The 13,995-nt window shown below is 68.4% G+C and carries 14 protein-coding genes; 8 read left to right on the top strand and 6 right to left on the bottom strand.

What is annotated here, in order from left to right; translation table 11 throughout:
* Nucleotides 1-6: 6 nt before the first annotated feature.
* Genes NS2_RS26450 through NS2_RS26440 form a run of 3 tightly spaced genes read right to left on the bottom strand, consistent with a single transcriptional unit; the run spans nucleotide 7 to nucleotide 3,667 of the window.
* Nucleotides 7-2,502, bottom strand: a complete 2,496-nt coding sequence (locus NS2_RS26450; RefSeq protein ID WP_147207316.1) for an ABC transporter permease — start codon at nucleotides 2,500-2,502, stop codon at nucleotides 7-9.
* Complete coding sequence (locus NS2_RS26445; protein ID WP_081986203.1) at nucleotides 2,499-3,293, bottom strand: ABC transporter ATP-binding protein; 795 nt, start codon at nucleotides 3,291-3,293, stop codon at nucleotides 2,499-2,501. The genes NS2_RS26450 and NS2_RS26445 overlap by 4 nt, the downstream gene beginning before the upstream one ends.
* A gap of 41 nt (nucleotides 3,294-3,334) precedes the next feature.
* Nucleotides 3,335-3,667 carry a hypothetical protein gene (locus NS2_RS26440; protein WP_045438993.1) on the bottom strand — a complete coding sequence of 111 codons (333 nt, stop codon included), beginning with the start codon at nucleotides 3,665-3,667 and terminating at the stop codon, nucleotides 3,335-3,337.
* 159 nt (nucleotides 3,668-3,826) lie between these two features.
* On the opposite strand from NS2_RS26440, the gene NS2_RS26435 reads away from it, so the two are divergent.
* From NS2_RS26435 to NS2_RS26410, 6 genes are all read left to right on the top strand, one after another.
* On the top strand, nucleotides 3,827-5,164 hold the full coding sequence (locus NS2_RS26435; RefSeq protein WP_052086850.1) for a sensor histidine kinase: 1,338 nt from the start codon (nucleotides 3,827-3,829) through the stop codon (nucleotides 5,162-5,164).
* Nucleotides 5,161-5,847: a response regulator transcription factor gene (locus tag NS2_RS26430; RefSeq protein ID WP_147207315.1), complete on the top strand. Its 687-nt coding sequence runs from the start codon at nucleotides 5,161-5,163 to the stop codon at nucleotides 5,845-5,847. The genes NS2_RS26435 and NS2_RS26430 overlap by 4 nt, the downstream gene beginning before the upstream one ends.
* Before the next feature lie 58 nt (nucleotides 5,848-5,905).
* Nucleotides 5,906-7,768 (top strand): serine/threonine-protein kinase, encoded by a 1,863-nt coding sequence (locus NS2_RS26425; RefSeq protein WP_033090082.1) that lies wholly within the window; start codon nucleotides 5,906-5,908, stop codon nucleotides 7,766-7,768.
* The gene (locus NS2_RS26420) at nucleotides 7,758-8,711 is read left to right on the top strand and encodes a serine hydrolase (protein ID WP_081986202.1); all 954 of its coding nucleotides are present in this window, start codon (nucleotides 7,758-7,760) and stop codon (nucleotides 8,709-8,711) included. Before NS2_RS26425 ends, NS2_RS26420 begins: the two co-directional genes overlap by 11 nt.
* A gap of 197 nt (nucleotides 8,712-8,908) precedes the next feature.
* Nucleotides 8,909-9,820 (top strand): serine hydrolase, encoded by a 912-nt coding sequence (locus NS2_RS26415; RefSeq protein WP_228102461.1) that lies wholly within the window; start codon nucleotides 8,909-8,911, stop codon nucleotides 9,818-9,820.
* 77 nt (nucleotides 9,821-9,897) lie between these two features.
* Nucleotides 9,898-10,929, top strand: a complete 1,032-nt coding sequence (locus NS2_RS26410) for an ATP-dependent 6-phosphofructokinase (RefSeq protein ID WP_033090081.1) — start codon at nucleotides 9,898-9,900, stop codon at nucleotides 10,927-10,929.
* Between the two features lie 66 nt (nucleotides 10,930-10,995).
* On the opposite strand, the gene NS2_RS26405 is transcribed toward NS2_RS26410, so the two are convergent.
* Nucleotides 10,996-11,577, bottom strand: coding sequence for a CGNR zinc finger domain-containing protein (locus NS2_RS26405; RefSeq protein WP_033090080.1), 582 nt, complete (start codon nucleotides 11,575-11,577; stop codon nucleotides 10,996-10,998).
* Between the two features lie 87 nt (nucleotides 11,578-11,664).
* On the opposite strand from NS2_RS26405, the gene NS2_RS26400 reads away from it, so the two are divergent.
* Entirely contained in the window at nucleotides 11,665-12,159 is a 495-nt protein-coding gene (locus NS2_RS26400) for a carboxymuconolactone decarboxylase family protein (RefSeq protein WP_033090079.1), read from the top strand.
* Here NS2_RS26400 and NS2_RS38530 read toward each other — a convergent pair.
* Entirely contained in the window at nucleotides 12,111-12,467 is a 357-nt protein-coding gene (locus NS2_RS38530; protein ID WP_370737316.1) for a hypothetical protein, read from the bottom strand. The genes NS2_RS26400 and NS2_RS38530 overlap by 49 nt on opposite strands.
* 59 nt (nucleotides 12,468-12,526) lie before the next feature.
* Nucleotides 12,527-13,408: a helix-turn-helix domain-containing protein gene (locus NS2_RS26390; RefSeq protein WP_033090092.1), complete on the bottom strand. Its 882-nt coding sequence runs from the start codon at nucleotides 13,406-13,408 to the stop codon at nucleotides 12,527-12,529.
* A 381-nt stretch (nucleotides 13,409-13,789) separates the two neighbouring features.
* On the opposite strand from NS2_RS26390, the gene NS2_RS36280 reads away from it, so the two are divergent.
* Nucleotides 13,790-13,966 carry a hypothetical protein gene (locus NS2_RS36280; RefSeq protein WP_155239857.1) on the top strand — a complete coding sequence of 59 codons (177 nt, stop codon included), beginning with the start codon at nucleotides 13,790-13,792 and terminating at the stop codon, nucleotides 13,964-13,966.
* Nucleotides 13,967-13,995: the final 29 nt, after the last annotated feature.

The raw sequence follows: 13,995 nt of genomic DNA, 5'->3' as shown, positions 1-13,995 counted from the left end.
CCCCGATCAGTCGACCGCGATGGCCTCCACGATGGGCAGCCGGGCCGCGCGCAGGGCGGGCGGAATCGCCCCGAGCAGCGACATGGCCAGCGCGATGATCGCGTAGGCGACCAGCAGTGAGCTGGGGTGATAGGCGATATCCATGGCGATGGCGTGCCCGAGCGCGAAGGTGCTCAGGTAGTGCACGGCCGACCCCACCGCGAGTCCGAGTGTCGCGCCCGTCAATCCGATGCCCGCGGCCTCGGTGAGCACGGTGCGCAGCAGGAACCGGCGGCTGGTGCCCATGGCGCGCAGCACCCCCAGTTCCCGGCGGCGGTCCAGCACCGACAGCATGAGCGTATTGAGCAGGGCGACGGCCGAGACCAGCACCACGATCCAGAGGATGGCGTTGCTGATCGAGGTGCCCTGCCGCACGCTCGACGAGATCGCGGTCACCGCTTCGCGTCCGGTGGCGACGTGGATGTCGGCGGGCACGGCGGCGCGCACGGCGGCCATGACGGTGGCCGGATCCGCGCCGGGCGCGAAGTCGATTCCGATGATGGTCTCGCCGGGCCGCTGATACCACTGGCGCAGGATGTCCAGATCGAGGACGACCACGCCCGCGATGGCGGAGAAGTAGGGCACGACCTGCAGCACCCGCACCTGGTGCGCGCCGGTCGGGGTGGGCAGGGTCAGGTCCGAGCCCTCGTGCACACCGAGCGAGCGGGCCACGTCACGGGAGATGACGACGCCCTCACCCGCTGCCATGCGCGCCCGGTCGGCCTGGCTCACCTTGTCCAGCACCGAGGTCCGGGCGATGCCGCCCTCATATGCCTGCAACATGACCCGGCCGCGGCCCAGGGTGGAGAAGGCCATCTGCGCCGAACCGACGCCGCCCACGCCGGGGACGTTTCGCAGCTTCTCCTTCAGGTCCGCGGGCAGCAGCGGCCCGGTCGGGAACTGTTCCATGCCGGTCGGGCTGATGAAGACATCGGTGCGGCTCAAGCCCTCGAAGCTGTCGGTGGCCGCGGAGACCATATTGCGGCTGGCATTGCCGATGGCCACGATGGCGGTCACCCCGATCATGACGGTCATGACGGTGGCCCACACCCGGCGCGGCGCGCGTTCGACGGTGGTCGCGCCCAGGGCTCCGGGCGCGCCGAACAGGCGGGCGATGGCGGCCACGCCCCGCACGATGGGTTCCATGGCGGCGAAGCACAGCACCACCGCGCCCGCGATGGCCGTCGAGATCGAGATGATGGACAGCCGCCCGAGGTCGGCCTTGGCGATCACGACCGCGCCGATGATGGTGAGCAGCCCGAGAATCGCCGCGGCCCAGCGCATCACGGGCTTCACCGCGTCGGCCGCGCCCACGCCGATCGGGGCCAGCGCCTCGATGGGCGCGACCTTGTACACCTGCCGCGCAGCGATCGCGGCGGCCGCCACGCTGGCCAGCACGCAGGCCGCGATGGCCACCGGCACCGCGTAACCGGGCACCTCGTACTCGGTGCGGGATTCGACCGAGTTCACGATGGCCGCGGGCAGCTGGCGGATCGCGCTGCGCCCCATGAAGATTCCGATAATGGATCCGGCGATGGCGCCGAGCAGGCCGAGCAGCGCGGCCTCGGCGAGCAGATCGCGCACCATGGGTCCGCGCTTGCCGCCCATGGCCCGCAGCAGCGACAGGGTCGGACGGCGTTGTGCCACCGCCATACTCATGGCGTTGTAGATGAGGAACGCCGAGACGATGAGCGCCGCCGCCGAGGAGGCCAGCGTCGAATAGCGCACCAGCAGCACCGCGCCGCCCGCCTGCGCGGTCCGCAGATCCGGATCGGCGACCACGGCCCGGCCCGCGACCGCCTTGGTCAAGTCCGAACGCAGTTGCGCCACATCGGTGTCCGGTGCGGCGATGATCTGCACCGAGTCCAGGCGGCCGGGCCGGTCGGTGATCTTCTGCGCGACGGGCAGCAGCGCGATGGCGAGATGACCGCCATTGATCTTGTCGGCAGCGGCGTCGTCGATGACGCCCGCGACGGTGGCCGTCACCGTGCCGAGCTGGATCTTCTCGCCCTCCCGGCGTCCCAGGCCGGATCCGACGAGCACGCCGTTGGAGACCGTGAGCAGCTTGGGCGCTTGATCTTTCAGCGTGCCGCCGATATCGCTGCCGAGCTGGGCCACGGCCTGGTCCGCGCCGATCAGCAGCGCCCGGTTCGCGTCGGCTCCGATCGACTGCCGCAGCATCGGCACCGCCGTGCCGACGCCCGGCACCTCGCGGATCTGTTGCAGCAGCGACTGATCGAACCCGGCGTCGGTGATGCCGCTGACCTCCAGCACGGCCTTGCCACCGAGGCTGTGGGTGAGCTTGTCGACAGATCCGGTGATGGATCCGGAGATGCTGAAGACCGAGACCAGCAGGCCCGCGGACACGCCCATCACGACCATCGCCATGATGGTGCGGCCGCGGTGCGCGAACAGCTCACCGATATTGAACAGCCGCAGGCGATCCCATCCGGCACGGATCATGCGCGCACCGCCCCGGCGTCGTCGGCGGCATCGTTCTCCACTGCGGTGTCGCTGTCGCCGCCGAGGGAGGCGGTGAGTCCTTCCGGCACGGTGCGGACTTCTCCGTCATCGGTGCGCTCCACCCGGTCGATGGATCCGATCAGCCCGTCGCGCAGGTTGATCACCCGATCGCAGTAGCGCACCGCGCCCATGTCGTGGGTGACCATGACCACGGAGTTGCCCTCCTTGGTGATGTCGGCGAGCAGCTGCAGGATCGAGGCCCCGGTCTTGGAATCCAGGTTGCCGGTGGGCTCGTCGGCCAGGATCAGCGGCGGATCCATGATCAGGGCGCGCGCCACCGCCACCCGCTGCATCTGGCCGCCGGACAGCTCGGCGGGCCGGTGCTCGGCGCGTTCGCTCAGCCCGACCAGGTCCAGCAGCTCCAGCGCACGCGGCTTGGCTTTGCGTAATCCGGTGCCGTCCAGCAGTTTCGGGAGGGCGACGTTCTCCCAGGCGGTCAGCGTGGGCAGCAGATTGAAGAATTGGAAGATGAAACCGACCTGATGTCGCCGGAATTCGGATTGGCGGTCGTCATCCAGATCGCCGATCTCCTTGTCCTGGAATCGAATCGACCCCGAATCCGGAGAGTCCAGCGCACCCAGCAGATGCAGCAGCGTGCTCTTGCCCGAGCCGGAGGGCCCCACGATGGCGGTGAACTCCCCCGCGTCGATGCGCAGGCTGATCCCGTCCAGGGCGCGCACGGTCTGCTCGCCCACCCGGTATTCCTTGGTGACGTCGGTCAATTCCAGCATTGCTCTGTTCCCCTCTGGATCGCGATGGCTGCCGGTACGTGTCAGCCGGCCATCGCACGCGCCCGCGGATAGCGCGCATACAGGCGATCGGTGTCGTAGGTATCGAGGACCGCGCGCAACGCGGGCTGCTCGGTGGCGAGTTGCTGCCAGACCTGCTTCACCGATTTGCCTTGCGCCAGTGCGTGATCCAGTTTGACGTTGAAGTGATTCTCCCAGCGGTTGCGCAGCGCGAGCAGCACGCCCTCGGGCCCGCCGAACAGCCGTTCCAGGTTCGGGAGCTCGTCGAACAGCTTGGGATCGGTGGGATTACGTGCCGCGCGATCGAGGACGGCGTGCAGGATGTCGGTGCGAGCGTGGAAGTCTGCCCAGGACATTGGCCCCAACCTTTCGTTTGTGCCGTTGTCCCAAAACTACGATCGCCCCGGTCCGCTGTCTTCGTGCCGCGGACGCGACTTGACCTCCTACTCCGGTAGGAGACCAGCCCCTGCCGCCGAACGATGTACGCCGTCTGATTCGACGGATAGCCTTGCAGAATGAACGTGACCAGCGCCACCCCTGCGGCAATCGGGCAGGCGCGACAGGAGTTACGGGAGTGGCTGTCGGAGTCCGCTGTCCGGGCCCGCCGGTTCGTGCGCAATCCGCTCGAGGAGTACCGGCGCTGGGTGGACAACACGGGATTCGACTATCCCGTCTCGATGGTCGTGCTGGTCGATCTGATGATGTTCACCATCGGGGCGATCGCCTTCGCCGAGCGCGTCGTCGCCGGATATTTCCCCGTCGGTCTGGCGCTGGCCGCACTGGTCATCATCGTTCTGACCGGGCCGCCCTGCGTGATCCTCAACTTCCCGCCCCGCCCGGTGCTGCTCGCGGTGCTGGCCATGGTGGCGGTCGTGCTGTTCCTGACGCAGCCGGTGCCTCTGGATCTCGCGCCGCTGGTGCTGGTCATCATCACCGGTGAGATCGCGGCGATCACCCGCACCGCGGTCGGCACGGCGGTCGGGCTGGCCATGTTCGCCGAGCTCATGTTCTTCGGGTGGATCGGGCATGTCGACAAGGGGGCGCTGACCTGGTTCGCGCTGGGAATCCTGTTCGGCTGGTTCACCGGCCAGCTGCTCAACTATCAGCGCCGCTACCTCTACCAGGAGCGCGACTACCAGCACATCCGCGCGCTGCAGGCGGCCGGTGAGGAGCGCCGGCGCATCGCGCGCGAGGTGCACGACGTCATCGCGCATTCGCTGAGCATCACCCTGCTGCACGTGACCGCCGCCCGGCACGCGCTCGCGACCGACCGCGACGTGGACGAGGCGGTCGACGCGCTCGCCGATGCCGAACGGCTGGGCCGCCAGGCCATGGCCGACATCCGCCGCACGGTGGGCCTGCTCGACGGACATCCGGGCTCGCAGCGGCCCGAACCCGGCCTTGACGATATCGAGGACCTGGTCTCGGATTTCCTGCGCGCGGGCATGGCGATCGACTTCCGTTCGACCGGCGATCCCAGGCAGGTCTCCGCCGGGCTGGGCCTGGCGGTGTACCGCATCTGCCAGGAATCGCTGGCCAATATCGCCAAACACGCCCCGGGTGCGCAGGCCCAGCTTCGAATCATGTTGCACGCCAGGCACATCGACCTGGAGGTGTGCAATACGCTGCCGACCGGGGCGGTGTCGCGGCCCGGGCGCGGCATGGGCATATCCGGGATGCGCCAGCGGCTCGCGGTGCTCGGCGGCAGTCTCACCGCCGGCGTCGAGGACGACCGCTGGCGGGTGTCCGCCAGAATTCCGACAACCGGCCAGTTCCCCTGTATCGCAGCGGCCGAACAGGGCCTGCGCAGCGTGCTGACCACCATGACCCATAGGCCCCAGGAGGGTGTGTGACCGACCGTTCGGACGAGGAGTTGATCGGCGTCCTCGTCGTCGACGATCAGGAACTGGTGCGCGGCGGTCTGCGCCGAATCCTGCGTCGCCGGGACGGATTCCTGGTGAGCGAGTGCGCGGATGGGGACGAGGTGCCCGCCGCCGTCGCGGCGAACAGGCCCGATGTGGTGCTGATGGATCTGCGGATGAAGCGAATCGGCGGCATCGAGGCCACCCGCACCCTGTGCGCGATCACCGACGCGCCCCCGGTGCTGGTGCTCACCACCTTCGACGACGAGCAGTTGCTCTCGGGCGCATTGCGGGCGGGCGCGGCGGGCTTCATTCTCAAGGACTCCCCCGCCGAGGATCTGATTCGCGCCGTGCGCACGGTGGCCACCGGCGGCTCGTGGCTCGACCCGACGATCACCCCGAGTGTCCTGTCCACCTACCGGTCGGCTCCGCCCACGCCCGCACCCAGCGGAAATCGCCTCGCCGAGCTGACCGGGCGCGAGCTCGAGGTGCTCGAGATCATCGGCCGGGGGCGGCTGAACGCTGAGATCGCGGCCACATTGGGTATCTCGGAGGTAACGGTGAAGAGCCACGTGGGACATATCTTCGGGAAGCTTGGGTTACGCGACCGCGCGGCGGCCATCGTCTTTGCGTTTGACCACGGCGTAGTGGCACCGGGAGAATCCACCTCGTAGAGGGGTGGGTCTCGGGTTCTCGTCTGCTTCCCTCCCTGAGAGTTGGAGGTTTGACGGGGTGGATGCACCGCCATCGCGGGCCGGAAGCAGGTTCGGGCCGTACGAGTTGCGCTCGCTGCTGGGCAGGGGCGGCATGGGAGAGGTCTACGAGGCCTACGACACCTCCAAGGATCGGGTCGTCGCTCTCAAGCTGTTGCCCGCCGAACTCGCGAAGGATCCCGCGTACCAGGAGCGCTTCCGGCGCGAATCGCAGGCGGCGGCGCGACTGGCGGAACCGCACATCATCCCCATCCACGACTGGGGCGAGATCGACGGTGTGCTCTACATCGACATGCGGCTGGTGCGCGGTGAGGATCTGCGCTCGCTGCTGGACGCGCTGGGGCCGCTGCCGCCGCTGCGGGTCATCGGCATCATCGAGCAGATCGCGGCCGCGCTGGACGCGGCGCACTATTCCGGGCTCGTGCACCGGGATGTGAAGCCCGCCAATATCCTTGTCACCGAGGCGGATTTCGCCTATCTCGCGGATTTCGGCATCGCACGCGCCGAGGGCGATTCCACCATCACCATGACCGGCACGGCCATCGGCTCCTACGCCTATATGGCCCCCGAGCGCTTCGACGCCGGGCCGGTCTCCGGGCGCGCCGACATCTATTCGCTGGGCTGTGTGCTGCACGAATGCCTCACCGGCGAAAAGCCTTTCCCGGCGCACAATATGAGTGTGCTGGTGCGCGCGCACCTCTCGGAGCCGCCGCCGCTGACCAGCATGCTGCGCCACGGGATTCCGCCGCAGCTGGATGCGGTGGTGGCGAAGGCGCTGGCGAAGGATCCGAACGACCGGTTCTTCACCGCGGGCGAATTCGCCCGGGCCGCACGGACGGCGCTCGCGGGTGGCCAGGCGGTGCGGCCGCCCGGCGAGCCGCCGCGGCCCGGCCGGACCGTACCGCCGGGTCCACCCCTGGGCGCACCGCCCGGTCCGCCCTTCGGCGCGCCGTCCGCTGCGCCCGCCGGTGCTCCGCCGACCACGGTCATGCCGACCGCGGCGCCCTTCGGACCGCCGACCACGGTGCTCCCGGGTGGGACGCCGCCACCCGCAGACCAACCGACCGTTCGGAACGCCGATCCGACCGTGCGGCAACCGAATCCGAAGCTGACCACGGCCACCGGCTCGATCCCGGCCTACATCACCGGATCCTTCCCGGCCGCCGAGGAACCCTCGCCCACCGGCGACCTCCCGGTCATCCGGCCCTCGGATCCGACCCGGGTGCGGGTCAGCGACTTCCACTACACCCCGCTTCCGGCCGACGCGCAGGAACGCGCCGTCTGGGGACACGCGCAGGCGCAGCAGCAGGACTTCCCGTACGCGCCCGCGCCCGACGATTCGCTGTACCCGACCGCCGAGCACGCGGTCGTCTACTCCGACCCGCCGCGCTCTCGACAGCGCCGACGGAAATCGGTGGTGCTCCCGGTGGCTCTCGGCGTGCTGGTGATCGCGGGCGCGGCCATCGCCGGTGCGGTGGGCTGGCAAGTCCTCGACCACTCCGGCAACGAAGCACCCATAACGACGGCGGCACAGGGCGTTCCGGGGACCACCGCTCCGCGTTCGCAATCGGCGAACCCGACGGTAACCACGACCGCGCCCACTACGGTGCAACTGCCGACGGGATCGACGCCGTGTCCACCGGTGTATGCGGCGCTCGGCGGTTTCAGCTCCTCCGCGATCGGCAGCACGGTGACGTCGTGTCCGTTCGCGGAAGAGGTTCGCCGAGCCTATGCCGACGCGGCTTCGAGTCGGCCGGGCACGACAGTTAGTGTGGTGGTAGTGAGTCCGGTGACCGGCCGGACTTACACGATGAACTGCACGGCCGCAGGCAAATTGGTGACCTGCGCCGGTGGTGAGAACGCAGTGGTGTATGTCTACTGATCCGAATCCGGCCTGTCGCAAGGGGTTTGTGCGCGGGCTGGCCCTGGCGGCTGTGCTGGCCGTCTCCGCGTGCAGCGTGGATTTCGGTGCGGCGCACCAGCCTTCGTCGCAATCGGACGGGATCAAACCGGTCGGCGACAGCTCGGCGCTGCCCGCCCCGAACATGTCTGCGCCCGATTTGCCCGAGTTGTTCGGTCTGCCGAAAACCGTTGCGTTCGCAGCGGATTTCGCCGATCTGCGCAATGCCCTGGACGGCCGGGTCGGCATCGCCATCATGCCGGTCGGCGGCGGCGACATGACCGAACTGGGCGACTGGACCGAGGGCATCGCCTGGTCCACCATCACGGTGCCGCTGGCCCTGGCCGCGCTGCGCCACGATCCGGACGGCATGCGCGCCACCGCCGAGGCCGCCATCACCTTCTCCGACAACGATGCGGCGCAGACGCTCTGGAACTCGCTGGGCAATGGCAGCCAGGCCGCCGAGGCGGTCGAGGCGGTACTGCGCGAGGCCGGTGACACCACCACCGATGTCGCCGCCCGCCACACCAAACTGGCCGCGCTGGAATCGGATGATCTGCTCGCCTTCGGCGCGACCGAATGGTCCCTGGCCGACCAGGTGCACTTCGCCTCCCGGCTGCCGTGCCTGCCGCGCGCCAATTCCGTTGTCTCGCTGATGAGTGAGATCACCCCCAGCCAGAGCTGGGGCCTGGGCCGGTTGGTCGGCGCGGAATTCAAGGGCGGCTGGGGGCCCGACGACATCACCGGCAAGTACACCGTCCGGCAATTCGGGCTGATTCCGACGCTGAAGGGCCCGATCGCGGTGGCGCTGGCGGCCGAGCCGAACTCCGGCAGCTTCGACGACGCCACCGACATGATGGACAAACTGGCACTGCTGGTCGGCGACCACCTGCCCGACCTACGCGGCGGACTCTGCTCGCGCTGACGCCGAAACCGCCCGAAACCACCGAATTCGATCGGCGCCATCCGAAATTCGTTCCGTGCTGCCCGAAATTCGTCCCCTACGGCCCGATTTGACCGTTCACGCACGGACACACAACAATCCTTGCGATTGACGGGTTTAGGTGTGTCCGCTAGGAACAGGGAACGCACCGGGCACCCGGAGCAGATGGAGGTTACGGCGTGGACGTACCGTATTCGCGTTGGCGCGGACAGTATTCGCGTTGGCACGGAAGACGGTTCGCGCACGGCCTCGGCGCCCTGGCCCTGCTGGTCGGCGTCGCGACCGGCTGCACCAGCAAGCCGGTCCTGGTGCCGGACAAGACATCCGCCACCGCGGCCGCCCCGACCAACACCATCCCCGCCACCGTCATGGCCCTGCCCGGCACCCTGGCCTGGGATTTCGTGAACACGCTCGCGCCCACGCTGCCGGGGAAGACCGGGCTGGCGCTGCTGCCGGTCGGCGGCGACAAGGCGGTGGCGCTCGGGGACTGGACCACCGGTCCCGGCTGGTCGTCGATGAAGGTCCCGCTGACCCTCGCGGCGCTGCGGAAGAATCCCGGTAATCAGGGCGCGGCCGTGAACGCCATCGAATACTCCGACAACACCGCCGCCGACACCCTCTGGCAGTCCCTGGGCACGCCCGAGGTCGCCGCCCAGGCCGTCCAGGACGTGCTGCGCGAGGGCGGCGATACCGACACCACCGTCCCCGCCGCCCGCACCCGGCCCGAGTACTCCGCCTTCGGCCAGGCCGACTGGTCCCTGGCCAACCAGCTCGAGTTCACCGCCAAACTCCCCTGCCTGCCGCAGTCCGACGTCGTCACCTCCCTCATGGGCAAGATCAGCTCCACCCAGCGCTGGGGCCTGGGCACCCTCGACGGCGCGGTCTTCAAGGGCGGCTGGGGCCCCGATCCCAGCGGCAACTACCTGGTCCGCCAGCTCGGCCTGATCCCGGTCGACGGCGGCCAGATCGCCATCGTCATTGCCACCCAACCCAATTCCGGCTCCTTCGACGACGGCACCGCCATCCTCACCAAGATCTCCACCCTGATCGCCAAGCACCTCGACGAACTCCGCGGCGGCGTCTGCCGCTGACCCTCCGGCGGGAGTTGTAACCGACGCTTCACGGGGGTGGGGACCACCTGGCGGCGATCTCAGGGCAAGATGGGGCCATGCGCATCGGAGTCTTGACCGGAGGCGGAGACTGCCCGGGGTTGAATGCCGTGATCCGTGCTGTCGTTCGTACTGCGAACGGGCGGTGGGGGGATGCGATCGTGGGGTTCCAGGACGGGTGGCGGGGGCTACTCGAGGATCGAAAGATCCAGATTCTCAACAATGACCGGACCGACCGGTTGCTCACCAAGGGTGGGACGATTCTCGGAACCGCGCGCACCAATCCGGATGTACTGCGGGCCGGACTGCCCCGGATCAAACAGACCCTCGACGACAACGGCATCGACGCACTGATCCCGATCGGCGGCGAGGGCACGCTGACCGCGGCGTCCTGGCTGGCCGACGAGGGCGTGGCGGTGGTGGGCGTACCCAAGACCATCGACAACGACATCGACTGCACCGACACCACCTTCGGCCACGACACCGCGGTCTCCATCGCCACCGAGGCCATCGACCGGCTGCACACCACCGCCGAATCGCATCAGCGCGTCATGCTGGTCGAGGTGATGGGGCGGCACGCGGGCTGGATCGCGATCAACTCCGGCATCGCCTCCGGCGCGCACCTGACCCTGGTGCCCGAGGTGCCGTTCGACGTGGACGAGGTCTGCGCCATGGTGAAACGCCGCTTCCAGCGCGGTGATTCGCACTTCATCTGCGTGGTCGCCGAGGGCGCGCACCCCGCCCCGGACTCCATGACCCTGCGCGACGGCGGCATCGACGAATTCGGGCATGTCCGATTCACCGGTGTGGCACAGCAACTGGCCCCCGAAATCGAGCGGCGCATCGGCAAGGAGGTGCGGGTGACCGTGCTCGGCCACGTGCAGCGCGGCGGCACGCCGACCCCGTACGACCGGGTGCTGGCAACGCGTTTCGGCGTCCATGCCGCGGAGGCCGTGCACGCCGGACGATTCGGGCAGATGGTGTCGCTGCGCGGAAACGAGATCGAACTGGTGCCGCTGTCGGAGGCCACCAAGCAGCTCAAGCTGGTGCCGCCGGACCGCTACCGCGAGGCGGCCGCCTTCTTCGGCTGAGCCGGAACCGGCTGCACCCCGAGACTCGACACGGCCCCCACTCCTCGGAGTGGGGGCCGTTCGCGTTCAGTCGTCGCGGTGCTGGGCGTAGTGGCGGGCGGCGCGGGCACGGTTGCCGCAGGCGACCGAGCACCACTCCTGGCGGGGGTGCGATTTCAGGAAGTAGCGCACGCAGCGCGGCGCCGGGCAGGTGCGGATCTGGGCAGCCACCGGGCCGGTGAAGAACTCGATGGTGGAGTCGGCCAGGCCGGCCATGACGGTGTCGAGATCGTCAGCGGTCAGCAGGCGTTCGTCGGTCCGGGGTCCGGTCTTGCCCCAGCCGAGCAGGCGCTGCGTGGGCGCGGTGGCGCTGTTGATGGCGGCCAGGGCTTCCGGGAACGGGGGCAGTACGGCCGCGTCGGCGGAGCTGGGCGCTTGCGGCGCCACGTATTCGGCGAAGATCGCGCGCACGTGCTGGCGCAGTTCGACCAGGGCCGTGCGGTCGGCCTCGCTCGGCAGGTAGTCGTCGAGATCCATGTAGGTGCCGAGGTTGGCGGCATTGGCCCGCAACCAGTCCCGCGTCGATTCGCGCGTGGCGAAGGCGTCGGTGAGGCCCGCGCTGGTAGCGCGGATGGTGTTCGCCAATCGGAGTGCCAAGGGATCGACCATGCCCCCAATTCTAACGGGTATTGCACTCCAACGCCATTATGTTCTAACGTGATGACACACGATCTTCCGTTAGAAAGGTTGAGAGACATGATCACTCCGGTCGAGCACGCTCCCCTGTTGGACGAGGTCCGCAAGCGCATGGGGCGGGTTCCGAACATGACCAAGGTGATGGCCAACGCGCCCGTGGTACTGGAGGGTTACCTCGGGCTGTCCGGCGCGCTGAAGAAGGGCACGCTGCCGGTCGGCACCGCCGAGCGCATCGCGCTCACCGTCGGCGCGGCCAACGACTGCGGCTACTGCGTCGCGGCGCACACCTTCACCGGCAAGCGGGTCGCCAAGCTCGGCGACGCCGAGGTGGAGGCCGCCAAGCTGGGCACCTCAGCGGACCCGAAAGAGGCTGCCGCCGTGGCCTTCGCCCGGGAGCTGACCGAGAGCCGCGGCAAGGCCGATCCGGCTGCGGCGCTGGCCGCGGGGTGGACGCAGGAGCAGGTGCTCGAAATCGTCGCCCTGGTCGCCCTGCAGACCCTGACCAACTACGTCAACAAGGTCGGCGAGACCGAGAACGACTGGCCCGCCGCGTAATCCGCCGCCCCATCCGGACAACACACCCAGACATTTGAAGAAGGCCGAACATCATGAACGCCGTCAAGACCGCCACCCCCCTGAACGCGCAGGTCCTGAACAGCCTGCTGCACAACGGCATCGTCATCCGCGCGGTGGCGCTGGCCCTGGCCACCATCATCCTGATCGCCGCCCACCACCCCACCTGGGTGCCCTACTCGGTGAGCCTGTACGCCATCTGGAACGCGGCCTCCGTCACCTGGAATTCGGCTCGCGGGGTTCTTGCTGTCCCGGACTCCGACACCGGTGGCCAGGAACGCGATCTCCACGCACTCCTTGGCACCGGTGCTGCGGGCGCTCTTGAACCACCGGACGCCGGGTTCGACGGTCACGTCGCGTACTCCTTCGCTGCCCTCCGGAGGAGGTCTCTGCTGGTCGTCTCGTCCAGCGCGGCGCGCTGGATCGCTTGGTATGCCTCGCGGTACCGGTCGACCGCGGCCTGCTTCTCCAGATAGAGGTCGCCGAGGAAGTTCTCCAGGTAGACGACCGTGGGTTCGAGGGGCCGGTTGCCGGCGTCCCGGCCGAATTCCAGGATCACGAACGGGCCGACGGTGTGACCGATCGGCACGCCCGCGGAAAAGGGTAGTACACGCACAGCGATCGACGGCAGTGTCGACATGTCGGCGACGCGCCGGAGTTGCGCGGCCATCACCCGCGGTCCGCCGACAATGCGACGTAATGCGGTTTCGTGCACCACCACATCGAAAAGGGCGGGACTTCGCTTGCGCGTCAAGAGACTTTGACGGCGGGTCTTCAACTGCACCCGGCGGTCCAGTTGGTCGGGTGCAGCATCCGGCCAGTAATCGTTGATCAGAACCTTGGCATACTCCGCGGTCTGTAGCAGGCCCGGAATGATCTCCGGCTGGTAGGAGATCAGGGCGCGGGCCGAAGCCTCCAGGCCCACATACACATTGAAGCCCTCGGGCAGCAGATCGTCGTATTCGTTCCACCAGGACTTGACGCTGGCCTGTTGCGCGAGTCCGGTGAGCGCGGAGCTGAACTCGTCGTCGAAGTCGTAGATGCGACACAGTTCCCGGACATCGAGGACCCGGATCTTCTCGGCATTACCGGTTTCGAGTCGCTGCAGCTTGGACTCGCTCCACTCCATCAGCGCCGCTGCCTCGGCGATCGTCATATTGCACTGCATCCGACCTTCCCGCAGGTATCTCCCCAGCTGACGACGCGGCAAAGTCGAACCATGCTCGGACATCGAATCCTCCCCCACGAAGGCGGTTTTCGGTCACTGCGAATGATGCTCCCACGCGATATGAATGCTGACCTGGAGCTTTCGGAAAGTTTCCCACCGCGCCAGGGCTTCGATTGTCGGTTCGCCGAAACGGTGCTGGACTGGAGTCGCGCCCGGTGAGAACCGGAGCCCTGATATCTCTGGACCCACTCGTCCCCGAGCCGGGCGCACCCAAACTCCCCCGCCCCGAATTTCCTGACCAGCCGTGTCACGGCGGTCGATACCGGCGTGGCGCGGCACGAATCCCGTTACGCTGTCGGGAGGCCCGGCGCGACTGCGCCGCATGCCAGCACCAGCGCCGGACCGCGAATGTTCGGTTTTCGCGCACCACCCCCGGTGGACACCATGATGTATCTGTTCGACTGCACGATGGACCCCGGCGACCTGGCCCTGCCCCAGGCCCATCAAGCCATGCAGATCCACAAGTTCTGCACCGTCGACAACTGCCTGGTCCGCCGCCGCGCCCGCCAAATCCTCGTGGACCAGGGTCAGATGGTGCTCGGCACCCGCGCCGCCCCGTAACCGCGCCCCGCCCTTCCGCGCCTAATACT

The organism is Nocardia seriolae NBRC 15557 (genome assembly GCF_007990715.1).
In the GTDB taxonomy this organism is placed as follows: domain Bacteria; phylum Actinomycetota; class Actinomycetes; order Mycobacteriales; family Mycobacteriaceae; genus Nocardia; species Nocardia seriolae.
Note: the sequence above shows the minus strand (reverse complement) of the source record. Positions and strands in the feature narration are given on the sequence as shown.